The sequence below is a fragment of the Streptococcus cristatus AS 1.3089 genome (genome assembly GCF_000385925.1).
GTDB classification, from domain to species: Bacteria; Bacillota; Bacilli; order Lactobacillales; family Streptococcaceae; genus Streptococcus; species Streptococcus cristatus_B.
This window is the reverse complement of sequence record NC_021175.1, coordinates 801,212-823,517: the sequence shown is the minus strand read 5'-3', so window position 1 is coordinate 823,517 and position 22,306 is coordinate 801,212. Positions and strand designations below refer to the sequence as shown.

Below are 22,306 nucleotides of genomic sequence, written 5' to 3'. Positions count from 1 at the left end.
TCCGTTTCTCCTTTTTTGTTTTTCTTTCTACGAATCAGCGCCTCCATTAGTGAGGGCTGCTCAGGGACTTTTTTTCCTCCACCTGCTTTACAGCCTCGGCCTTTTGATTGCTCAGTTTCTCAGATTGTTCTTTTGCCTGCTGGAGCTTATCTGCAAATTTATCTTTTACAACTGTTTTATTTTTCACCAATTCCAGCTTAGCATCCATCCGATCAATCAAACTTTTTGCTTCTTTTTGGACAACCTGCAGTTGCTCTACCATATCTTCAAAGCCGTTTTTATCTTTAGCCCAAATGGCCAAATATCCAAAACTATAGCTACTCGTATCGAAACCAAAATGACTAGCTACAACATAGGCGACACTCTCCGCTTGCAATTCTTGCTTGCGGTATTGGTCATCACCATATTGTGCATTGGTTCCTTTGTGTAAATCGGCATGAGCCATTTCATGGAAAATTGTTTTTAGAATATGCTCTTCCCCCTTCAATTTTTTTGAAATGACAATTCGGTTTTCGTTTGGAGAGTAATAGCCACGAGTATTCTCTCTTTTAATTTCTTCAAAACTGATGGGAACCTGATTTTCCATCGAAACAGCTTTAGCAGCTCGATACAAATCTTCATAATCTTTGACACTTCCGGTCAATTCATGAATGGCTTTTGGTAATTCTTTTCCTTCTGTTTGGGAAACATCAAAGACATTTCCTAATTTAAAGCGAGTAACAGTAATCTCCTTCTGATCCATTTCATTTTCAGATGGTGAAAAATTTAACTCTTTTTGATTTTCAGGAATTTTTGTTTTCACTTGATAAGGCACCCAAATTTTCAGAGCTTTAGCTCCCTTTTTGACCGTTCTATCAAAATCAGTTTTCCATTTATTGAAACTCGCAACTTGAGTCACATTTGGATTTTGCATCTTCAGCAAATGGATATTATTTAGTGAGTAATTGTGAAACTTGCTCATCGTATCTAAGAAAGATTTAAACTGATCTGAATCCAGATAGTTCTTCATTCCTTCTTTCAAGTGTTCAGCTAGAGCCTTTGTATCTTTTTCCGCAACCATCTGAGAGATGCTTCGTTCCGAATTTTTAGTGGCGACAGCTTCTGTAATAATAGCTCCAGCTGCTACCTCAGCATCTATTCGCCTTTCTCGCTCTTCTTGCTTTTTATGAAGATTAGAAGCAGCATTATAAGGATCTGTCCCCTGCAGCATCTCATCAGAATTTGAAATGCCATCTCCGTCCAAGTCTCGATCCATCTCATCTTTCCGATTGTGCAGTTGTATTTTTTCGTCAGGGCTTGGAAGAGTTCGTTCAGGATTATCTTGAATCATTTCCTCTTTAGAATTTATTTCTTCAAATTCTCGTCTTTGTAAATTTTCCATCATTTCCTTACCGCCATCAGCAATCAACCCTTCATTGATTGATAGCTGCTCTATTTGCCCATCCCGTTCTCGGTAAACACCAAGAATAGGGTTTCTATCCACTGTCTCCAGTTCTTTTACCAGTTTTGTCCTGGACTGAAAGACTGACACTGGGATATAATTATCCTCTTCCAGCTCTTTAAACAGCAAAATAATATCTTTATCATCAGACTTGATGAGGCTGTCAAAACGGCCATTATAACGCCGAAGATCAGTTAAATCATCAAAATAGAAGGAGGTGCTTTCTGTTGCGACTGAAAGATCTGATAACACTTTGAGCTTGTCAAAAGCTGCATCATTGTTGGCCAAAAGAATATTATCAAAGCGTCCGTTTCCTTCTGCAAAGTCACGCAAGGTTTTTTCCGGTGTCTGCCCTGGTCCAATGGGCTTAATCCCTGTTAAGTGCATGAAGTGCTTTTCTTCAAAATTCACTTGAACAGTCTTATCAGGAGTGACATAATAAACCTTAGAATTAGCCAATTCATCCAAATAATACTGCGCTGCATTCTGTATAGTTTGACTACGAATTGGACGATTCAATTTAGCTAATTCATGCGAGGAAATAGAATGATAGTGGCCATCGTTACTTGACTGAAACTCTTCATTTATGCTAAAATATAATAAATGAGAGGATAACGTAGGACGACTGGTAACAGAGCGTTCAAAGGTACCAACTTCTGGTACGGGTGTGGGACTGCCCTCAGCCTTGGGCTGTAAAGACCCCTGACTACCATTGGTCCTCTCATTTTTTTGATACTCTGAATTCACATTTTGCTCTTGAGACTTCCCAAGAGCTTTTTCTGTGCTCTGATTTTCTTCCAGTGCTCTACTAGAATCTCCAAGAGGATTGGAAGGTTTTTCAAAGGTCACTGTTTTATCTGAATCAATAACCATCTGTTTTTTAGGCTCTACTGAAAAGCTGATATTATCCCAGTTCTGCTTCAGCCATTCCGCATCTTCTGGAGATAGATCACTGGTATCTGGGGTTCTGGATTCAGTATCCCTTACTTTCATTAAGAGTCTTGGAAACTCTGTCTTCCAAATTCCATTATCTTGACTATGAGTGATCTGATAATCTTTTGTTTGACTAAGTGCTTGCCTAAACGCTGCATCTTGTCTATAACGTTCAACTAAAAGAGATTCCATTAATCTAATACTATTTGATTGATTCGTTGGTCCAAGCTGATGCACTGACTGAACCTTTCTTCCTGCCTTAAAAGCTGAACGTTGCGATTCTGCCCAAGAAAGTGCTTCTTCTGTAAAACCTTTAGACTTTAATGCTTGATACGCATGTTCTACACTTTCAAAGCGAAAATTATTGATAATTAAGGGACTGGGTGTTAAATTTGATAAAACAGCATTTTCGCCAGTTGAATACCAGACATTTATTGTCTGAGGAATTTCTTCCGATACTCCTTTTTCTTTCACAGACTGTCTATCTAACAACTGATTCACCACTTCTTTTTCTTCATCCGTATTAGGGCGATATTTAGGAGATAGTTCAAATCTCCCTTCCTCGCTCAATTCCAAAGCAACTCGACGTAGCCCTTTTACGAAGTAGATATTTGGCTGCTTAGCCCACTGCTTGACCTCTCCAGAATCAATTAAAGCCTGAGTTTCTGGTTGAATCACTAGTTCATCAACTTTATCTTGAATAGCTTCTAGGCGTTCTGATTTATACTCAGCCCTAGCTTCGTGTACTTCCGACATACTATTTCCCCTTTCTTTCTCTTGATTGACAATCCTTGTATATTCCTGATGGACTTCTTCCTTCGTCAGCTGCTTAGCTGAGACAAAGGCTTTTACATCATCTGCAGTTAGCTCTTGTGCTTTTACGAGAGCTATTTCTTTTGAAAAATAGCCCTGGTAATGCCAGGACTCTTCGTCTGCGCTGTAAAGATGCACCAGCTCATTAGGAGCCTCATTTCCTCGCTTCAGAAAATCATTCCAATCTTCCTTTTCCTGGTCAATCTGGATAATAGGTGGAATGGCAATCTGTACCGGAATGCCCTTTTCTTGTAAGCGAGTGATAAAATTCTGCCCTGCAGCATCATTATCTACAGCAAGCGTAATCATATCCTGATGCTGGCCGTCTTTGAAATAATCCGTTGTGTTGACGACAGTTTCTAGAGCTTTTACAGTATTCTGATCTACTTGGTAGGCTTTACCGTTCATTTCCGCATAAAGCTCCATGAAGCGCCTACTAATAATCCCTTCTTTAACACCATCCATAGCAACTAGTCGGACATCTTGAAGGTTATCTTTATGAAGTTCATAATAGCTCATTAGATCAATTGGAGCTTCCGCAAAGACCAAACGCTTTGGCTTTCCAATATCCACTGAAAAGCCCAGTTGCCCGTCTGAGTTTCTCATAATTTGTTTCAGACGGCCACGTTCCGGATAGTGAACCCGGTTTTCCACCACTCCCTGAAGACTCGCTCCAGCTAAAAAGCCCGTGTTATCCTTATACTTAAAGACAATCACGGGCTCAAAATAATCTCCCTTTTTCCGAGTAGCTTCCGTCATGCTACCCTGACTTAAAAAGAAATCAATCGTATCATCTGAAAGACCTCTCTGGTCCCTCAGATAGCTTCTGGAAGCCTTGAAATCTGGATGCTCATATCTTTCTAGGCTATAGCGAAAAGGCTCTTTGGGACCTATCTGAGCAGCCAAATCCACTTTCTTAAATTCTCCTGTTTCCAAGAAGTGCATCGCTTCCTTGTAAGTAACCTCCTGGATAGTTTGAACTAGCTGAATCACATCTCCAAATTCTGATCGAGAATTCCAATGAAAGTCATTCTTCCTTGCATCGATTACAAACGAATCATGCTCTGTCCACGTATAGCTATATGATCCCGTGCGTTTTAGCTCCATTCCCAACTGTTCCGCAACAGAAATGATAGATAGATTTTTAGCTGTTTCTTTAGTTAATGCCATCTCTTGCCTCCTCTACAATGAAAGTCCAGACGATTCTTTTTCCGCTGCTAATTCCTGAGTCTGGTTAAGCTGTTTCTCAACTTCTGCTGCTTCTACAAAACGCTCTAAATCAGGTATCTGGAGTTTGGCTTGTTTTAGTTTATCATGGAGCAGCAAGCTATCATCAATATGATAGACAGCTTCCTGGTGGCCATTGAACCCCTTCTCCAGATCAATATCCTCAAATTGGATAACAGCTAATTCTGTCAAACTTCCCCTATACCAAGCCCCGATTTCATTTTCAAGATAGAACCGAACCTCTTCTCGATCTTCAGCCTTTGTATCCCGCAAATAAGCTAGATCCCAGCTTTCACCTTGCGAATAGCCATTTACCTTTTGAATGATTATTTCCTGATTCTTGGCACCTAAAACCTGGTTAATATCATCTAATCGAGGCTCTAGAATATCTCGAGCCAGAGATACAGCTTCTGACCGATAGTCGAAGAATTCATATTGCTCCCGATCGTTAATATAGTCCATAACAAAGTCTGAATAGCTAGGGAAATGTTCCTGAAAAAGAGGTGACGTCGATCCATAGACATAGGCTTGATTCAACGTTTCAAACTGTGCGATGTGGTAAAAAGATGAATCGAGTTGAGCTTCCTGATTCAACATTTCCTTAATACCTTCTGAAAATTGTATCGGATCAGAGTCTGGCCAAGTTCGTTTAGAATAGTTGATCACTTCTTCATAAAGAATGGTGTCAATATCCGGATTATTCATTTCAAACAAAGCCTCCATAATCTGGCCGAATTCCGGAAGGGCAGAGCGATAATCAGTAATCAAACCGTCCTTGCGAACCTCCCATTCTTCAACCTGAGCATTTTCAGGAGTCCGTAGTAATAATGCCTCCTCAGCATCCAGGTCAAGACCAATAACTTGATCACCATTTGGCAGCCGGTCTGTTTCCAATTCCTGAATCTTGGCATCCAGCCTATCATGCACCTGCACCAGATCTTGCTTCAAGTGAAACAGCTCTTCCGCATTAGCTTTTAACTCCTCAAAATACTCCCTGGAGATCTCTACTGGTCGAACCAATAAATCCTTCTCCCGTTGCTCTCTAGGGTAGGAAAATAAGTAGGGAGCAACTCCTTTGAAGTCCTGGTAATTCATCCGTTTTATTGATTCGGTCACTAACATATTTTGGACATCAACTATAGCTGTCTTCGGTGTAATCCAGCCATTTAAAGACAGCTCTTTTACTGCTTCAGATAGTGGATAAGAGGGAATATGTTCTAAAATCCCTTCGAAATAACCGACCCCTAGCGCTGTCTCTTCCTCAACTTCACGCTTCATCCGTTTGAATTGTTTTTGTGGCAATGTATTCATTCTATTTCCTTTCCTTTCTTTCCATTATCCGGGCCATAAAAGGTATCTACAATCCCTGCAGAACGTACAGCCGATTCCAATGCCGATCTCGCTAGCTCAGAAGCTACAATTGTTCTGACTTTCATCTCCCACAACTCTTCCTCTTTTGCCTTAATCAAATTATCCATCCACTCATTATCTTCAATGAGTTCATCTCGTCTTGTCTTGAGTTCTTCTAAATTCATGTTTTATCCTTTCCATCAAAAAAACAGTCCTTGGTTCAGAACTGTTTGATTAGGTTACTATTTATTGAAAAGCCGTTGCCAGAAAGAGCGACTACGCAAGGACTTAGTCTCTTCTTGAGCCGCATCTCTTTCTTCACGTAAATGTCGCGACTGTTCTGTTAGCTGTTGACGTTCTGTTCGGAGCTGTGCCTTTTCTTGCTTCAGGAGTTCATTATCCTTTTCCAGCTTCTTGTAATATTCTTCCTTTTCGCAGTAGTGGCGTAATCGGATTTCTGCTTGCTTGATTTCTTCTCGCAGTTGATTAACCCTAGCGTCTTTTTGACTGAAGCAAGCTTCCAACCGCTTAATCTCTGCCTCAAGTTCCTGACACTGTTCTTCATACGTTTTCAATGTGTGGTACTTCCTTTCATTGTCTGGTGTTATCAAATGCGCTTTCTTGAAGCGACCTAAGAGTTTATAGTCCCTTTCCTGATAAGTAACTCTAATTTCTTCCGCAATCTTCGCTAGCTCTTTGGGAGTTTCAAACTCATCTGGAAAACTGTCCTGAATCCACTTTGGGAAAAAGGCTTTAGCTTCAAAAAGGGGAATCCCTTTTCTAGCTAGTTCTGCTCGTTTTAATCGGCTTGGTTTGCCAGAAACATAAAACTCAATCGCTAAAACACCATTAAACCTATAGTAAGCCGAGTAAGGATAGGTTTCCTCCAATTTCATATAAAACTTTAGAATCGAATAACCACCCTCTGGAAAGTTTATTCTTTGAAGCTTAGCAATCCGCTCTGGAAAAATCATAGTTGCGGTTTCGTCTTCCTGGATTTGAAACTTCTGAATCGCTTCAAACGCAGAGAGGAAAGCAATTAATTCGGGCGTATAGGCGAAACTACCTGCTTGTTCCTTTAATGGGCTAGCTTCTCCAGTAAAATAGCGAAAGAAAGCCTGACCACGCTTTTTAGTTTTCGGGTTTGTTCGACCGTGAGAAGGGCTTACTTTTAGCTCAGTTTCTAGATCGTAGAAAACGCCATTAGCTTTATCCGTAGGATAGTTCCAAGGATTATCATCTGCAAGCTTCAAGGCTTCAAATGCATTGACTACTCTTTTGTGACCATCTTTTGTCTTAGCAACGGCATAAAATTTTTTAACTGCCATGGGTTATCTCCCTTTGGTATTTGCCTTTATTATACCATAAGAAATATCAAGACACACTGTGCTCTCTAGTTCTTAGTTTCTATATATCCAAGTTCATCTGTAGAAAAACCAACAATCTTATAGAAGCCTATGGCTCCAAAAGTTTCTAATAAATGAGTTTCCGCTACCCTTTTAGCTGTATTAAAATCACGAAAAAAACCTGCATGAGCAAAATTTTCATGCCAGGTTATTTTTTCGCCTTCCTGATGCAGCCACACATACTGATCCCAATTTATAGCAATTAAAACGCAATAAGAGTCATAAAATTCCATTAGATTTCCTTTCTTTCCTAACTTACTTTAAGAGGGGCATCCATGACTTCCTCAATCCCAAGACGAATAACATTTTCTTCCCCAACCTGGTCTTTCCACTCATCAATATCACTCAGATAGCGCTTGTAGCGATACCAGTTTTCATCATCTGGGCCATTGCTTAACAGATAGGCTCTCGGATGTGTATCCAGATTAAATTTTTGATCCCGAAAAACATTCTGCTTAGCTAAAAAGAGTAGAGCTTCCGTTGTTCCAATTGTGGCAACCTCATGCGGTGTCAACAATTCCCGACCAATTTTGGAACTCTGCTTGGAACTGCTGCCATTTCTTCCCCTGCTCTCGCTATAGTTCTGATCATTTAAAGTCTGCTTACCAGATCGCTCAGATAAATACTTGAGCGTATCTAAGTCATTAGACCCCAAATAGAGAATAGCTCCACAGTTATTGATAATCGTTTTCGTATTCTCTTTACCGTACAACACTTCGATCTGACTTTGAGACTGAACCATCATTTTAATAGAGATTTCCCGTGACCGAATAACAGAGATGATCGGTGGTAAGTTAGGAATCTTCCCAATCTGGCCAAACTCATCCGCCCATACCTGGACATGTAATAAGTCTTTCTTAGTCTTTGTTGGATGCTCACCTAGCAAGATGGCATCTGCAGTCTTCATCATCACATCAAAGAGTGTACTAAATAGCAACGCTGACAAGAACTGGTAGGCAGGATCTACTTCTGGAATATGAATGAAAACAGCAGTCTTTTCTATATTCCATTTTTCAATCTCCAGCGTGTCTTTTTCAATAATCTTTCTCAGCTGTTCATGATCAAATACCGAGAAAGTGGTCGCAAAAATAGCATAGACGGAAGCTCGTGTCTGGCCGTCAAAGTTTTTATTAAATAAAGCCCATTGTCTGCAGGCATAATTCCCCGGCCATCTTCTTTCCAAATCTTCAAACATCAATTCAACCGGACTCTCTGCGTCCGGATGATTTCGTCTCAATTCTCGAATCATATCCGTAACCTGCCCCAGGTTTGGCATATAGTGATCTAACTGGCTATCAAAATAGAGATAGCTGATTAAAGAACGCATCAGAAGCTTATTGGCCGCCGGCCAGAAAGGATCACTTTCATGACCATTTCTGTTTAGCGACTCTGTAATGGCCTCTGATACTCGGTCTATATCCATTTCATTATGGATATATTTGAATACATTAAAGCCGTCTGAATTCAGGAAAGTAATTAAATCAAAGATTTTTATCTTATATCCTTTTTCTACAAGGGATTTTCCCGTTTCATGAATCAAAATCCCTTTGGTATCTGTCGTCACAAAGCTAGAGTTCCCTTGTAAAATATTCGGTTTAACAGCGCTTCGAGTCTTTGAATCCCCGGTACCTCCATAAACTAAGACATTCTTATTAATCTGATTTTCATAGCTCAAGCGGCTATTAAATAGTCCCATCTGGCTATTCTGTGTAAAGATCATATTCTTTTCAGGCTCTGCGTCTCGGAAGCGCATCAATTCGTCTTTCGTCGCAAAACGTGCCGACCCATGCTCCTCCCCATACCTGTACGTGCCTGTATCAGATACCCTCAAATACAGTAGAAAAGCAATCAAAAAACCACCTAGACCGGCCAACAAAGAACCTGGAGTGAATTGAAAATCAAACCAGGCTTTATCTCCTAAATGATCGCTCATCCAGTTAAGCTTTCCAAGACCAAATACATCCGTTACTGAATCTGTATCTGGTGCTAACAGCCACAGTTTAAACAGCCAATGAAAAAGATAGAATAATCCAATTCCTAATAACAAATACGGTCTAAATCGCCGTTTCTTCTTTTCTGTAATCACTTCACTTTTCCTCCAATATGGGGTTCAATGTTTTCTGGAAGGACAAATTCCTTGGTATGAATCTTCACCTGCAGAGAACGAATTTTCTCTTGTTCCACCGCTTTAAAATGCTTCATTTTCTCTTCAAATGAGCTGGTTTTCCCGTTTTTAAGGTTCCGCTCATTGAAGCCTTTTGGATCTCTTGTGATGCCTTCTAGGACATCCTTAAAAGCTTGCTCCACTACCCCCTTGTCTTTTGCGTTGAAAGCAAGGGTTGTCTTACCGTCCGGGTGGGTATAAAAAGAAAAGCCAATCCCGTATTGGCCGAGTTCTTTGCGAACCGCCTCGAGATTGACTTCATTTTGTAGTAATTGCTGGACTTCTTTGGTATCCGCTGTTGCCATGAATTTATTCCAGTCTGCCTCACCGGTAAAGTGGGTATTTTCACCTTTGAACTGGTAGATCTCCACTGCTTTAGAGCATACCAGGAAGAGACCCTTTAAAAGCACCTCTCCTGTCACAAGAGTTGCCCGTCCTAACTGGGCTACCACTTGTTCTTGTTCCATTTTAGCTCACCTCATCAATTTTGAAATAAAGATCCTTCAGTTTAGCAGCTTGTTCTTCCTTAGCAAGAATTTGTTGCTGCAGTTCATTGATCCTATTTTGACACGCTATAATCTCCTCATTAGCATCATTGATATATTTTTCATTAAACTGGATCTGCTGTTTGATTGATTGCTTATAGGCAATCGTCTGTACTTCAAAACTATCGACAACCTCAGAAGTGAGATCAACTGCAGCAACATGAGAAACTTCATAGCTTGGCTCAAAGGAGTGTTTTTCTTCTTTTCTATCAAGAATTTCTGATACTTCTTCTTGAGCGGGCTTTTTAACGACTGGAACGGTTTCTTGTTTAGGTACTGATTCAGACACTTTTGCCTGCCCTTGTAGATGTTCCTCTTCTTCAGCATCCAATCGACTGAAAAGTTCCGTAGTCCATTCAGAGGGAGTTTCTGAATCTTCACTTTTCGTTTCAGGCTTTCCAAGTTCCGACTTGCCTGTCACCAACTTGGCAATCCGATCACGTTCAAGATCCGCTTCTTGTGCTGTTACATTATTATCATCCTCTGGATCTAAGTATTGCTTAGACTTAGAGGACTTGTTTTTATGCCTCGCCAAAAAATCAAGTAGCCCTTTCTTTTTCTTCCTATCACTTGTGCCAAAATTTTCCAGCAACTGATCAATGATCTCAACAAACGGCATATCTAGGGTAAGTTCCTGTAAGATTTCACCTTCTGTAGTAAGAAAATAGAGCTGATAACTTCCACTGATTCTATTGCTCTTCATCCGCTCATTGATGATTTCAAGTTTAGAAAGAAGATCATCTCGATTCTCAAAGTCTTCTTCTTGCTTAGTCAGTTGATTGATAATTTTATACATGATTTTCTCCTTGATTATTTGATTGTACTGGAAGGATTAGTTCCTTCATTTCCTGATAGGATAGGCCGCTTTCTTCTGAAAGAGCAACGAATAGCTGAGCTTCTATATCCTTTTCCTGAGCTAGGCAGCTCTTTATTTTATTTTCCGCTTCTTCTTTCTGTTGCTGCGCTTTGGTTTTATCTTTTCTGATTTTCTCAAGCTTATTTTCTAACTGAGTTATTTTCTTATTCATCTAATTCTCCTTATTGACTACTCGACGAACTTGTTTTCTCAGAAGAGGTAGCTGGAGTGGAGCTAGAACTGCTAGTGTCTGTATAGGTTCCAATCCCCTGCCCCCTGGCTTCAGTCAATACGATTGACTCAATATTATTGATTAAAAGCTTCCCGTCTTGTTCTACATAGGTCAGCCGAATAGTGACTTTAGTTGTTCCGGTAAGCCCTTTAGAATCTCGGTTATCTTTTTCCGTTAAAGTTGTACTAGTGTACTGTACTTGAGCCAAAGCCACCTTGTGCTCGACATCAATATAGATAGAGGCAGATTCGAAAGCCTGATCGACGACATAGCCTTTATATGTCTGATTGACGGGCTTATCCTCTTCTTGGACTGCCTCCTGATACATTGAATCAGTCATAAAAGGCTTATATCGTGGACGGTTCTCTTCCAAATCCTTTTTAGTGTAGTAAGCGATTAGAAAATCTTTGACTTGTTTTTCAGAAAGAGAAGCTTGCTTCTGCTCCTTTTCTTTTTTATGTTGTTTTATCTGTTCCTGCTTCTGGCCATTATGGGTGAAATTCTGCTGCACCTGTGCAACAGAATAGCCCAATAAAATACAGAAAATGGCACAGACTCCTATAAGGATGACCTTTGTTACTTTGATTAACTTTTGATTATACATTCTTTTCCTTTCTTATTTTGGCGTAACGAAATAGATACCTGATTGTGGTGTTAAGGTACGCCAATTCATAACATATAAACCACCATAGTTCATTTCCGAAACAAGGAAGCTACCATCGCTATTGACATATTCACAAAACGATACATGCCCATAGATTGGAGAAGCCCCTGCTACACCAGGCATAAAGACAACTGCAGAACCTGGCTTAGGGGTCGTTGAAATTTCATATCCTTGAGCTCGACCACTATCAACCCATTGGTTAGAATTACCAAGATAAGGATATAGTTGAACCCCAATTTGTGCAAAGCGATTGTAGACGTACCATGTGCAGTTTCCTAGTGCATACGCATTGCCTGGATAACCTTGACCAGGTAAAATTGCTTGGTCAGAAGGTAGCCCATGAGGAAGTTTATCTTTATATTCTGCTGGGACTTGTTTACTAGAAACTCCTGTAGAACCTCCCTTATTTTTCAAGAAATTCAGCCATTGCCGTGCAGCAGACTGCCTTTCTAAGAGCTTGTTTCCTGGGACTCCTAACCAGGAGCTCAAAAAGTCCTCTGTGAGAGCTTCTACAGAACCAGTCGAAGTAACAACTCTTCTAAATGCTGCTCTTCTTGTTGGATCATCACCTTCCAGCAAGAACTTGGTTTGAACCTCTGCAGACCAAATATCTCCATTCATAGCCTTGGCAAAGTTCCATAATGCCAGGGCACGTGGCCCTGTAAATTGACCGATCCCAATCCCGATATAGTGCAAACCATTGACCAGGTAGCCTCCTTCATTTAGAGGCAAAGTCGGGTACATTGCCTGAAAAGCTCCCCAGTTGCCAACTAGGTTTTCAGCTGTTGGCTCTTTTGCCACCTTATCAAATTGGTTATTCGTCAAGTAATCCGTTTCATAGCGTTTAAAAGTGATGGAGCTTTCAATATCAAAGCCTCCCATCACGGCTGCAATACCTTCATCAGTTGCCTCAGGTATATTCTTTTTGATCAAATCCGCAAAGGCTCTAGCACGCTTCCCTTTGTCTCCAGATGTTTCAATATCACTAACAACCGACGTTGCTTGCGTATATTCTACATGCTGGAAGTAAAATCCGACATTGACATAAGTCCAGCTCTTCTTCACCTTTCCGTCTTTATCTTTCTGGTTAGCTCGATCAGGTTCTAGTTTTTGGTAGTAGACGGTTTGATTGCCTTTAGGAGATACTTTCCCAATAATATCACCAGTCTTGACTTGATCTCCTGTTTTATAACGAATCGTGTCTACATCCTTATACAGAAACTTGGAATCCTGATCGCTGATTTCTACATCGTTTCCCTTGACTTCCACTTTTCCATCTAAAACGGCAAGTAAGGTTTGTCCACCAGTTGCTTGCAAAACAGAACCATTAAAGACTTCCGTTTTATTTTTGTACCCAAAGCGCTCAATAATCTGAATAGGATTCTGTGCTTCAGGCTGATCATCTTTATAAAACGGATTCTCCAGCTCCTGCAGCAGCATATATTTTCCGCTATCTCTAGCAATTTCTAAGAGTTGTTTATATTCTTCTAGCTCATCCTTATCCAGTTTATAAAGATTATTCTTGGTGTAAAGCTCTTCCATTGTTTTAAGATTGTCTTTATCTCCATTCAAATCCTTCCATAAAGCATCCAAATACGTTTTTCCTAGAGTGTTTTTTGAAAAATATTTATTGCCGTCTATCTGTAGCTTATCCGTAATCTCATCATACTTATAATTCAGGTACAAGAGTGGATCATCAATCTTTGTCCAATAATCAACCTTATCATTGGACTTTTCTCTGTCCAGCTTCGTAAAATACAGCCAGGTATCATTCATATCGAATTCATCCTGACGAGTGATACCTGAACTTCCAATGCCAAGTATGGCCAGAAACAAAAGCAAACCAAAAGCAATCAGATAAGCTTTTAAGCTAAAGGGATTTTTGACGATTGCTTTAATCGGTTTAGAGCCTACACGATAGGCTTTCCTAGCCTTCCTTACAGCTTTACTAGTTTTAGAACCAGCCAAGCGTTTCTTGTAAGCCTGAATACGACGAGCCAGCCTGCCTTCCCAAGAAAACTCTTTTGGAGTTCGAGTAAAGCCTCTTCCCCTCGTCTTATTGTAGAGTCTGTTTCCAAGACTATAGCTAGACTTAACTGTTTCTTGTACAAGTTTGTTGCTGTATTTACCAATCGTTTTAACTCGCCTGCTCTGAATCTGGATATCCTGATACTGATGCTTAGCTCGTGCTATATCTGAGAGTGTATCATCCTGATGCGCTGCAGAGCTGGCTTGTTGACTAGCAGTACGTTCTACAGCCTGTTTAGCAGCTCGGAAAAGCTTCTTTTTCCGAGAACCACCATTAGCTTCTTGAGCAGCTTTAAAGGTTTTCTTAAAAGCTTTTTTCTCTAGCTTTGCCTGAGCCAGTTCTTGCTTGAGAAAATCCTGCTTCTTAGCATCCTCTGGACGAAGCGTCTTTCCTTCTTTGCCAAGCTCTTTTCCTTGTCTCTGGACATTCCTGTACTCTTTTTGGATTTTCTTGACCTTAGCCTTAGAAGCCCGGAATTGACTTCGACTTTTTTTTAGCAACTGGCGCTTAGAGCGGGTCTGAGATTGAAGATTGCTCATCTGCTTTTCGCTTTCTTTTGTTACAGTTCGATAATTCTTTCGGACTGTTTCCAGCTTCTGATCCAACCTATGACCGATTGTCTTTGGTCTGCCTTTTTCCTGATCCATAATCAGCCTCCTAAGCGTCCGTTGCGACTAAATCATAAAGTTTGGTATTCTTAGGAATTGGATTTTCAAAAGGAACAACAACTGGCCCTGCTACAATCAAACCGGTACCCTTAGCTTTTGGTCGAGCTAGATAGCGAATCTGTTTATCCGTCAGATTGACAATTTCTTTTAAGATAGCTAAATCCTGAGGCTTTTGCTTAAGCAAAATCATGAACTCACTGTTAGAGAGCAACTTCCGACCTTCTTCCACAGCAGCCAGCGTTTCCACGTTCTGCGTAATACCAGTTGGAATCGCACCGTATTTCCGAATCCGTGAATACAATGTAGTAAAGAAATCTGCTTGTGCCTTGTTTTTAAATAGAATTTGCATTTCATCAAAGTAAACCCAAGTGGTACATTTCCCTTGATTTTCGACAATCTGATTCCAGATATAATCTTGAATAACCATTAAAGCAAAAGGCTTCAGCTTATGTGACAATTTCTTCAGGTTAAAGATAACAAAGCGATGATTCAAATCCACATTAGTATGATGAGCAAAAATGTCTTGCGAGCCATTCGTATAAGTTTCCACTGCCAGAGCCAAATCCTGAGCTTCTTCCTCCGGTTGCTCCTTCAAGACCTGGTGCCACTCTTTTAAAGTTGGTGTGAAATCCTCTGTCATGTACCGCTCATAAGTCAGACCAGTTACCCGGTCAATAATCCCAATCTGAGCATCTGTCACTTCAGATAGAATGGATTCGAACAAGCCCATTAACAAGTTTGCCTTGTCCCCGATTGGATCATCGTCTTCCTCGGCCAGTTGATCCAGATCTGGCAGATCCAACAGATTGATATGAGTTTTAGATCCAATCGAAATATCCACCATCTGAGCGCCGAAAGCTCGTCCAATATCCGAGTATTCATCTTCTGGATCTACGATGATGACTCGATCATCCGGATATTTTAACAAGGTTGGAATGACTTCTCCACCTTTGATTGTTGTGGATTTACCAGATCCAGAAGAACCTAATACAACACCAGAACCCGTGTTCAGATCCCGTTTTCGATCCAGTGTAATGATATTGTTTGATAACTGGTTTTGACCATAATAACGAGCCAGTGGACTATCGGACTTCAAGTCTACGTTAGTAAAGGGTACCTGAGTCGCAATGTTAGCCGTAGTCATTTTCCGCATGAAGTTTTTCTTCACGTTCAGGAAGCACTCTCCAATAGGCAAAATCGTATTCAAAGCCTCTTCCTGGTAATAATAGAGATCTTCAAACTCCACACCAAGTTTCCGACCAGCTCGTTTGATCTTCTGTTCGTTACGTTCCAGCTCTTCTAAGCTATCTGCCTTGAAGTAAACTGCAATCAAGCCAGAGAAGATTTTCTGATCGTACTCAGTGATTTCATCTCTCCATTTCTTGGTAGCTTCAGAGATTTCTTGGTCAACTCCAGCTACCACCGCATCGTCAAAGATACCGGATTGAGCAGCTTTCCGCTTAGAGCGAAGTTTCCCGATTTCTGCATCTGTCTCTGCATCATCAATCTTCCCTAAGATTTCGACGTTCTCGTAGGGTTCCGCATGGATAGTAATAGCTAATTCCAACCCCAGTGTCGTCAAATCACGAATAAGACGATCACTCATCCAATTTGGATAACGCTGCGCATAGAGTACCTTGACCCAACGGTCATCCATCATCATTCGTTTTTCCTGAAATTCAATTCTGTGCGGAGCGACGAAAGACTTAGTTGATAGCCCGCTCAAAGCAATTTCTTTGTAGTCAAAATTGACATACGGGTTATCTCGTAACAGTTCAGAAAAGACTTTCAGTCGATCTAATCCGTCCATCTCACCAAAACTAATATCCGACTCTTGAAACTGAGTCCCTAAAGCCACCCCAATATCTTGCAGCAACAACTGAGCTTGCTTACGGTCATCAGCATTTGTTGAGATAGTTATATACTTATGCACCTCAAAATTATTTGCGTGCGTCGTAAACCGTTCCTTGATCATATCGTTCAGCTCTTCACGATAATCGTTAAAGTTATCGTCCGTTTCTTCAAACAAGATATTTTGTAAGGAATTATCAGACACTCGGCGATTAATCACCAAGAGCTGATAGTTACTGCCTTCATCCAATAAATTAAGAGCATCCATCGTTGTATCGATGATTCCCTCTTTTTCATCTTGTTGAGCTGTCGAGTAAGAGGCATCTCCCAGCTTAAAGCTGCGAGAATACTTCTCACGAGCAATGTGCATCAGTCCGTCTTCATGCAGCGTAGTATAATTGAGCGTATTTTGCGTAGTCGGTTTCATTTGACGGCGCAAACGTTCAATTTTTTTCTTTTCTGCGATTTCTAGTTTTTCTCTTTTGCTTTTGAATAAACTCATCTTTTGTATAAATTCCTACCTTTCCAAAGTTAGTTTCGTAGTTTCGAGTCTGAATTCGGAAAAAGAAATTGATTTTTTCTTTAATCCGCATTCGCTTGGTCATTCCCATACCGTACATTGCCCCAGGAACCACAAATAGAGCATCCCAAAGATAAATGTACCAATCAGGTAAACCAAGAAAATATATAGCAACTGTTCCTGCGACAGCTATTACTAAACACAAATAGAAGACTATCATTCTAGCGGTTAGACCGAATAGAATTGGTCTATCTTCTGTTTCAAATTCTCTTAAAAATTCTGAGCCAATTTTTTTCAACTATTTTCCTTTCCATCAAACGGCCGTAGCATTTTCATAGCCAACATGTCCTACACCCCTAAAAGCTGCTTAGCTTTTCGGCCAGTCCCAACCATGACAAAGATATAGATCACTGCCTTAGCAATCGAAGCAAAAGCTGTCCCCCAAGTACCACTATCTGCAGTTGTTACCTTAAGAAGATCTGTTGCCACAATCGAATCATACACGACTGAAACAACGATCAAAATAACTCCAATAAAGGCTGATGCTGCAAAATACTTCAGGAAGTTGATCGTTATCGATCGTAAGGAATCCATCATAAAGAAAGAGACCAGTAACGGAGCAAGAGCTTTGAGCTGGTAGAGATCTAAGTAACGCAAGAATACAATAATACCGAGTACAATATTGGCTACTCCACTTGCAGCTTTTCCTACTATAGTGATGATAGTCTTTTCGAAGATTCCCTTTCCACCAGAAATATTAGAATCAATAGTCGTTTTGACTGCAGGTGATACATGTGCAATCACTTTGACCACAATATTAAGCAACTCCAGAATGGCATCACATATCTGCGATGAGGCTGTAATCAAGATGAAAGCAAATAGATACTTCATCAAGGCTTCTAACCAAATCTTTTGAGTCAGAGCACCGCCTCTTGTCTTTACCATTTGTGACCAAGATGCCATTTCAAACCAGAAAAAAAGACCTAGAAGGATATACCCAATAGGTCGGACAGCATCGGCCATCATCGTTACAGCTTGGTTAGTACCAGAACTGTAATTGGCAAGAGAACTAGTTAGCTCTCCGATGTTTAAATTCATAGGCCACTCCTAAAATTTTAACTGAGACAAGGCTGCAACAATTGCGGCCGCAATCCCTGCAGAAGCAACGGCCAAGAATGTCCCATTCGTCATGGAATCTGATCCATCGTCTTGACGTTGCTTGTCTTTATTCTTTCTTCCTTGAATAAAGTCAACTGAACCATTCCAAATCCAAATAAGACCTGTAATTGTTCCGACTACACCTAGACCAGTAATAATTTTGTAATAATTTCCATTTTTATTTTACCTCATGTATTTTCTATTTTTCAAAACAAAAAGCACTGTAGAACTTCTACAGCGCTTAACACAATTCCTTTCTATTTTTAAAGTCAATCAAATTCCTCACGATAAATCGTCCGGAGAGTCGCTACTAGAAGGGATAGCACAATTATAATCGGAACCTCAATGTGTGGATATGGGAAAAAGATGCCTGATCCTGTTGGCGCATCAATTATTTGACCAGAAGTAACAAGCGAATTATGAGACATTCCTAATATATTGGGCGTAAACCATCCAAAAATATTATCAATAATATTTTCACTTGGAAATTTGAATAGATGATGTATGATCGCTAATCCCCCAATCAATACGATTGTCACACAGATCTTTGCGATAATCCAGAAAATAAACATTCCGATAACAGATTTCACAACATTGATACACCAAAGAACCAAGTAGAAGGGAGCCGTAAAGATTTTAAAAATAGCAGCCCATAACCAAGAAAAATCACTCCCAAATTTCATAATGCTTCTCCTTCACGATTTACCGTTATTATACCATAAAATAGATTAATTTAAAGGAGCTTAAAGCTTTCTAAGCCTCTTTTTTCTTACGTTTGCCATAGACTAAGCCAGCAGCACCAGCCATTGCCAAACCAGCCAGCAGCAATTCTGCAGAAGCGTGTTCCCCTGTTGCTGGCAAGCTCCGTTCTGTCGTAACAATTGGTTGTTGAGGACGACCTTCAGGAGTTTTTGGTTCCGGTTTTGGTTCCGGTTTTGGTTCTGGATTTGGTTTTGGAACCTGATTAATGATCGTTGGTGTTTCATACAGCTGACCAAAATCAATCTGATAAGCTGTATTCTGATACTCGCCACCTTTTTCCGCAAACTCTTTCTTGATCTTCATTGGAACTCGTAAGGTAATGACCTTTCCAGTCTTAACATAAGATTCAAAGAAAGCTTCCGGATCATCTGCGCTAAAGACTTGAATGGCACCCTTCGGAGATTTGTTCTTAGCTTTAAATGCTTTTTGAACCTCTTCTGGTGCTTCTGCCAGGCTAGAGTAGATCTTAGAAGAAAGTCCTTTAACTTCTTTTCCGTCTTCATCCAGCATCTGAATTCCTGACTGATCAATGTCCAGTGCTTCTTCTGGGAAGTCATCCACCCCGAAGAAACCTTTTTTGATAAAGGCCTTATCCGGCTCAATTCCCTTATATTTAGAGTAGTCCAGCTTCACTTCATAGTAGTTAACGGTGTCTGGAGTCAAGGTCTTGCCATTGATCACCGTACCAGCCTTATCCTTATTAACCTTGTCTGGTTTTGGAATAGAAACATGGTTCTTAACGATATTCGAATAGTAACCATTTCCGAACTGGATCTGATGCACCTGGTTTTTGTACTCGCCAGTAAAACCAGCTTTATTTCTCATCGGGGTATGGAAGTACAAATCCATCCCTTTCTTAACATAGGCCTGATAGAATTCTTCCGGCTTCTCAGCCACCCACATATAGAAAGCTCCTGTTGGAGAAATACCAGAATCTTCTACCATCTTATTCAGTGAACCAGTCAAAGAATCTTTAGAAAGCACATGGTACATTTTAAGCCCATTTACTTCCTTTCCTTCAGCATCCCGAACCTTGAATTGGCCTTCCAGTGGAGTTACCGCCTCATCCGGATAATCCTCAATGAAACCAAAGCCACGTTGAATCGCTTCCTTAGCTGACTGATCTCCCTTGTATGGAAGGTTAGTCATTTTAGACACATAGTGATTGGTCGCTTCAGGAGCCATAGCCTTTCCATCTACGATTTTACCTTCGGCATTATAATTATGCTTTTCAGGTTGAATTGCGGTACGGTTTGGATCCTTGGGAGTATTTGGCTTAGTCGGATCTGGATTCTTCGGATCGTTTGGATTATTAGGGTCTGGATTCTTTTTCCCTGGTGTTGAGATTTTAACGATATTACTCTTGCGAGTATAACCGCCCTCATCCTTCCCGCCATTTACTACCAGCTCAAAGCCGTTTACATAGTCGGCCGCATCATTCTGCGGTCTTCCCCAATAAACAAATGGAGCGATCTTATAAGCCTTACTTAGATCCCCATTAACCGCCTTCAGCAAAGGTTCTGTTGCTTTAAGGGTGAGTTTATTGTTTTGATCAAAAGCAATATCCCAATTTGGATTGTCCTTCTTGATCAGATCGACTTCAGGTTTAAAGCCACTTGGAGTAGGATCAACCGCCATCAGACTAGTCGTCTTAGGGCGACCAGCAGGAAGAGCTTCTACGTTGAGAATCCACTTATTTAGGCTATTCTTAGCCACATATTTCCCATCAACATCCACACCATCCGCATTCTGGACAGATTTTTTAATCTGTGGTTGCGCTGACAACTTGTAGTCGTTGTAATGTACCGTTGGCGGCTGTGGCTTTCCTGGAACCTTTTCTTCCGGTTTAGGCTGTGGCTTAGGAGGCAAAGCAACCGTCTGCAAATTCAACTCAGAAGGTTTTGGAGTTTCCGGAGTAAATGGAGGAGTCGGTCTCACTTTGTTTGGACTTGGCGGAGTTACTGTTGTAGTCGCAAAGTCTGTATTAAATGCAAACCACTCTGAGGGTGTACCATTTTGACCATTTACTTTCACCCCAAATGAAAATTTAATACGTCCTTCGGTAGAGATAATCCCTGCGCCAATATAAGCTCTAGGACTTTCGGAAGAATCCCATGCTCCAACCGTTCCGTCCTCCAAGTTTGTTTTCGAGTACAACAAATCTCCGTGCTGCTTAACGTAGCTGCCATTAATTGGAATAAATTTATTTCCCGATGACAAACGGACAAACTCAACGTGACTAGTTCCCTCACCATAGGAATTCATGGAAGCAGCAGAGAACGTAAATGGTTTCCCTTTCTCAGGAAGAATTTCTTTCCCATCCTCACCATAATAACGGACTTCCATCTCAACTTCTATATCTTTATCTACTTGATCATGACCGATTGAAATAGTCCGAATAGGGTCATTTTCAAAGTGTGCATTGACTTTGTACGGAGATTTTGGTGTATAGCGATATTCCACAGCTACTATTTTTTTGCCGTCATAAGAAGCGTCTAGCCCTTCGTACCTAGCTACAGCAGTTCCACCACTTGGAATACGACCATAGATCTGCCCATTCCCAGCTCGTCTAGCCTCAGAAGGATCGCTAGTAATTGAGCTATCCCAATTTTGACGAAGTTGTTTAGTCCAGTCACCAGGCAAGGAATCTACTTTCTTAATCGATGCATATTCCACACCTGAAACACTAACCAGTCTAGCATTCTTCGTATTTTCACGGCCAAAAATCAAGAATTTTTTGATAACTTCAGTTGCATATCCATCCTTCGCCTTATTCTTTTCAGCCTCAGCTAATTCTTTCTCATAGCGTTTCTGGTCATCTATGATTTTTTGATTTTCAGCCTCAATTTCTTTGTTTTTATCAAGCAGCTTTTGCTCTGCTTTTTTATTGCGTTCGGCAAGTTCCTGAGCATCCTTCTTCACCTTAGCAGCATGGTCTGCAACAGCTTGTTGATTGGCATTTTGGACAGCGGCCACGGCCTGCTTATATTGATCATAAGAAGCCTTGGAATTTGGATCTACCGTAATGCTTTTCGTTGTTTCGGTGATTTTAGCATCTGGGAATTCCTTTTTCACCGCTTCCTTGGTCTTCTTTAATTCTTCCTGAGTCTTTTCAGCTGCATCATTCGCTTGTTCATACGCAGCCTGAAGCGCTTGGTTCTCAGCTCTGATTGCATTATTATTAGCAATAGCTGTATCAGCTACCTGTTTTTGTTTCTTTTTTTGACTCACATAATCAGAAGTCGTTTGATCAATCTGCTTCTTCTGCTCGTTTTGAGCTGCTGCAATTTCAGATTGAGCTTGCTGCGTCGCTTCAAGATTCGTTGTTACTCCTTTATCCACTGTGGCATCTTTTACCACGTTGACACCTTCTGCTTGAGCTTTAGCTACTGCCTCCTCAAGAGTTCCTGTGTTGTTAGACAAGGAAACAGAACCTTCTGCTTGATTTGCTTGCTGGATAGCAGCTTGATTTTCAGCTGTTGGCGCTGACTGTGAGTCTTTCAAGTTAGATGCGGTATTGGCAACGGCTGCTGGTGTTGCATCTGTCACCTCATCTGCCTGCGCAATCTGAGCCGTTCCCATCAGAGCAGCTAGACCAAGAATCACACCACAGGTTCCCCAACGTTTTGTTTTTCTGATAGACCCGTAGGCCTTTGTATCAAGATTTGATTTCATTCATTCTCCTTT

General features: G+C 40.8%; 16 protein-coding genes. All 16 read right to left on the bottom strand.

What is annotated here, in order from left to right; translation table 11 throughout:
* Positions 1 to 46: 46 nt before the first annotated feature.
* The 16 genes from I872_RS12210 to I872_RS03870 all read right to left on the bottom strand — a co-directional run bounded on the left by I872_RS12210 (position 47) and on the right by I872_RS03870 (position 22,294).
* Positions 47 to 4,357, bottom strand: coding sequence for a PBECR4 domain-containing protein (locus I872_RS12210; protein ID WP_015604856.1), 4,311 nt, complete (start codon positions 4,355 to 4,357; stop codon positions 47 to 49).
* 12 nt (positions 4,358 to 4,369) lie between these two features.
* Positions 4,370 to 5,725: a hypothetical protein gene (locus I872_RS03940; protein ID WP_015604855.1), complete on the bottom strand. Its 1,356-nt coding sequence runs from the start codon at positions 5,723 to 5,725 to the stop codon at positions 4,370 to 4,372.
* Positions 5,722 to 5,949: a hypothetical protein gene (locus I872_RS03935; RefSeq protein WP_015604854.1), complete on the bottom strand. Its 228-nt coding sequence runs from the start codon at positions 5,947 to 5,949 to the stop codon at positions 5,722 to 5,724. The genes I872_RS03940 and I872_RS03935 overlap by 4 nt, the downstream gene beginning before the upstream one ends.
* Positions 5,950 to 6,006: 57 nt before the next feature.
* A complete protein-coding gene (locus I872_RS03930) occupies positions 6,007 to 7,092 on the bottom strand; it encodes a hypothetical protein (protein ID WP_015604853.1) in 1,086 nt (361 codons plus the stop codon).
* Positions 7,093 to 7,157: 65 nt separating this feature from the next.
* A complete protein-coding gene (locus I872_RS03925; protein ID WP_015604852.1) occupies positions 7,158 to 7,403 on the bottom strand; it encodes a hypothetical protein in 246 nt (81 codons plus the stop codon).
* A gap of 17 nt (positions 7,404 to 7,420) precedes the next feature.
* Positions 7,421 to 9,256 (bottom strand): VirD4-like conjugal transfer protein, CD1115 family, encoded by a 1,836-nt coding sequence (locus tag I872_RS03920; protein ID WP_015604851.1) that lies wholly within the window; start codon positions 9,254 to 9,256, stop codon positions 7,421 to 7,423.
* A complete protein-coding gene (locus I872_RS03915) occupies positions 9,253 to 9,801 on the bottom strand; it encodes a DUF3801 domain-containing protein (protein ID WP_015604850.1) in 549 nt (182 codons plus the stop codon). The genes I872_RS03920 and I872_RS03915 overlap by 4 nt, the downstream gene beginning before the upstream one ends.
* A gap of 1 nt (position 9,802) precedes the next feature.
* Complete coding sequence (locus I872_RS03910) at positions 9,803 to 10,675, bottom strand: hypothetical protein (RefSeq protein WP_015604849.1); 873 nt, start codon at positions 10,673 to 10,675, stop codon at positions 9,803 to 9,805.
* Positions 10,668 to 10,907: a hypothetical protein gene (locus I872_RS03905; protein WP_015604848.1), complete on the bottom strand. Its 240-nt coding sequence runs from the start codon at positions 10,905 to 10,907 to the stop codon at positions 10,668 to 10,670. Before I872_RS03905 ends, I872_RS03910 begins: the two co-directional genes overlap by 8 nt.
* Positions 10,908 to 10,917: 10 nt before the next feature.
* Positions 10,918 to 11,571 carry a hypothetical protein gene (locus tag I872_RS03900; RefSeq protein WP_015604847.1) on the bottom strand — a complete coding sequence of 218 codons (654 nt, stop codon included), beginning with the start codon at positions 11,569 to 11,571 and terminating at the stop codon, positions 10,918 to 10,920.
* Between the two features lie 12 nt (positions 11,572 to 11,583).
* Complete coding sequence (locus I872_RS03895; RefSeq protein ID WP_015604846.1) at positions 11,584 to 14,307, bottom strand: phage tail tip lysozyme; 2,724 nt, start codon at positions 14,305 to 14,307, stop codon at positions 11,584 to 11,586.
* Between the two features lie 10 nt (positions 14,308 to 14,317).
* A complete protein-coding gene (locus tag I872_RS03890) occupies positions 14,318 to 16,681 on the bottom strand; it encodes a VirB4-like conjugal transfer ATPase, CD1110 family (protein ID WP_015604845.1) in 2,364 nt (787 codons plus the stop codon).
* Positions 16,623 to 16,997 (bottom strand): hypothetical protein, encoded by a 375-nt coding sequence (locus I872_RS03885; RefSeq protein ID WP_015604844.1) that lies wholly within the window; start codon positions 16,995 to 16,997, stop codon positions 16,623 to 16,625. Before I872_RS03885 ends, I872_RS03890 begins: the two co-directional genes overlap by 59 nt.
* A gap of 50 nt (positions 16,998 to 17,047) precedes the next feature.
* A complete protein-coding gene (locus tag I872_RS03880) occupies positions 17,048 to 17,797 on the bottom strand; it encodes a hypothetical protein (RefSeq protein WP_015604843.1) in 750 nt (249 codons plus the stop codon).
* A 329-nt stretch (positions 17,798 to 18,126) separates the two neighbouring features.
* Positions 18,127 to 18,540, bottom strand: a complete 414-nt coding sequence (locus I872_RS03875; RefSeq protein WP_015604842.1) for a hypothetical protein — start codon at positions 18,538 to 18,540, stop codon at positions 18,127 to 18,129.
* Positions 18,541 to 18,610: 70 nt separating this feature from the next.
* The gene (locus I872_RS03870) at positions 18,611 to 22,294 is read right to left on the bottom strand and encodes an SspB-related isopeptide-forming adhesin (protein ID WP_015604841.1); all 3,684 of its coding nucleotides are present in this window, start codon (positions 22,292 to 22,294) and stop codon (positions 18,611 to 18,613) included.
* Positions 22,295 to 22,306: the final 12 nt, after the last annotated feature.

Excerpts from the sequence above, each read along its gene's own strand:
- I872_RS12210 (WP_015604856.1), bottom strand. The coding sequence starts at position 4,357 with ATGGCATTAACTAAAGAAACAGCTAAAAATCTATCTATCATTTCTGTT.
- I872_RS03940 (WP_015604855.1), bottom strand. The coding sequence starts at position 5,725 with ATGAATACATTGCCACAAAAACAATTCAAACGGATGAAGCGTGAAGTT.
- I872_RS03935 (WP_015604854.1), bottom strand. The coding sequence starts at position 5,949 with ATGAATTTAGAAGAACTCAAGACAAGACGAGATGAACTCATTGAAGAT.
- I872_RS03930 (WP_015604853.1), bottom strand. The coding sequence starts at position 7,092 with ATGGCAGTTAAAAAATTTTATGCCGTTGCTAAGACAAAAGATGGTCAC.
- I872_RS03925 (WP_015604852.1), bottom strand. The coding sequence starts at position 7,403 with ATGGAATTTTATGACTCTTATTGCGTTTTAATTGCTATAAATTGGGAT.
- I872_RS03915 (WP_015604850.1), bottom strand. The coding sequence starts at position 9,801 with ATGGAACAAGAACAAGTGGTAGCCCAGTTAGGACGGGCAACTCTTGTG.
- I872_RS03910 (WP_015604849.1), bottom strand. The coding sequence starts at position 10,675 with ATGTATAAAATTATCAATCAACTGACTAAGCAAGAAGAAGACTTTGAG.
- I872_RS03905 (WP_015604848.1), bottom strand. The coding sequence starts at position 10,907 with ATGAATAAGAAAATAACTCAGTTAGAAAATAAGCTTGAGAAAATCAGA.
- I872_RS03900 (WP_015604847.1), bottom strand. The coding sequence starts at position 11,571 with ATGTATAATCAAAAGTTAATCAAAGTAACAAAGGTCATCCTTATAGGA.
- I872_RS03895 (WP_015604846.1), bottom strand. The coding sequence starts at position 14,307 with ATGGATCAGGAAAAAGGCAGACCAAAGACAATCGGTCATAGGTTGGAT.
- I872_RS03890 (WP_015604845.1), bottom strand. The coding sequence starts at position 16,681 with ATGAGTTTATTCAAAAGCAAAAGAGAAAAACTAGAAATCGCAGAAAAG.
- I872_RS03880 (WP_015604843.1), bottom strand. The coding sequence starts at position 17,797 with ATGAATTTAAACATCGGAGAGCTAACTAGTTCTCTTGCCAATTACAGT.
- I872_RS03875 (WP_015604842.1), bottom strand. The coding sequence starts at position 18,540 with ATGAAATTTGGGAGTGATTTTTCTTGGTTATGGGCTGCTATTTTTAAA.
- I872_RS03870 (WP_015604841.1), bottom strand. The coding sequence starts at position 22,294 with ATGAAATCAAATCTTGATACAAAGGCCTACGGGTCTATCAGAAAAACA.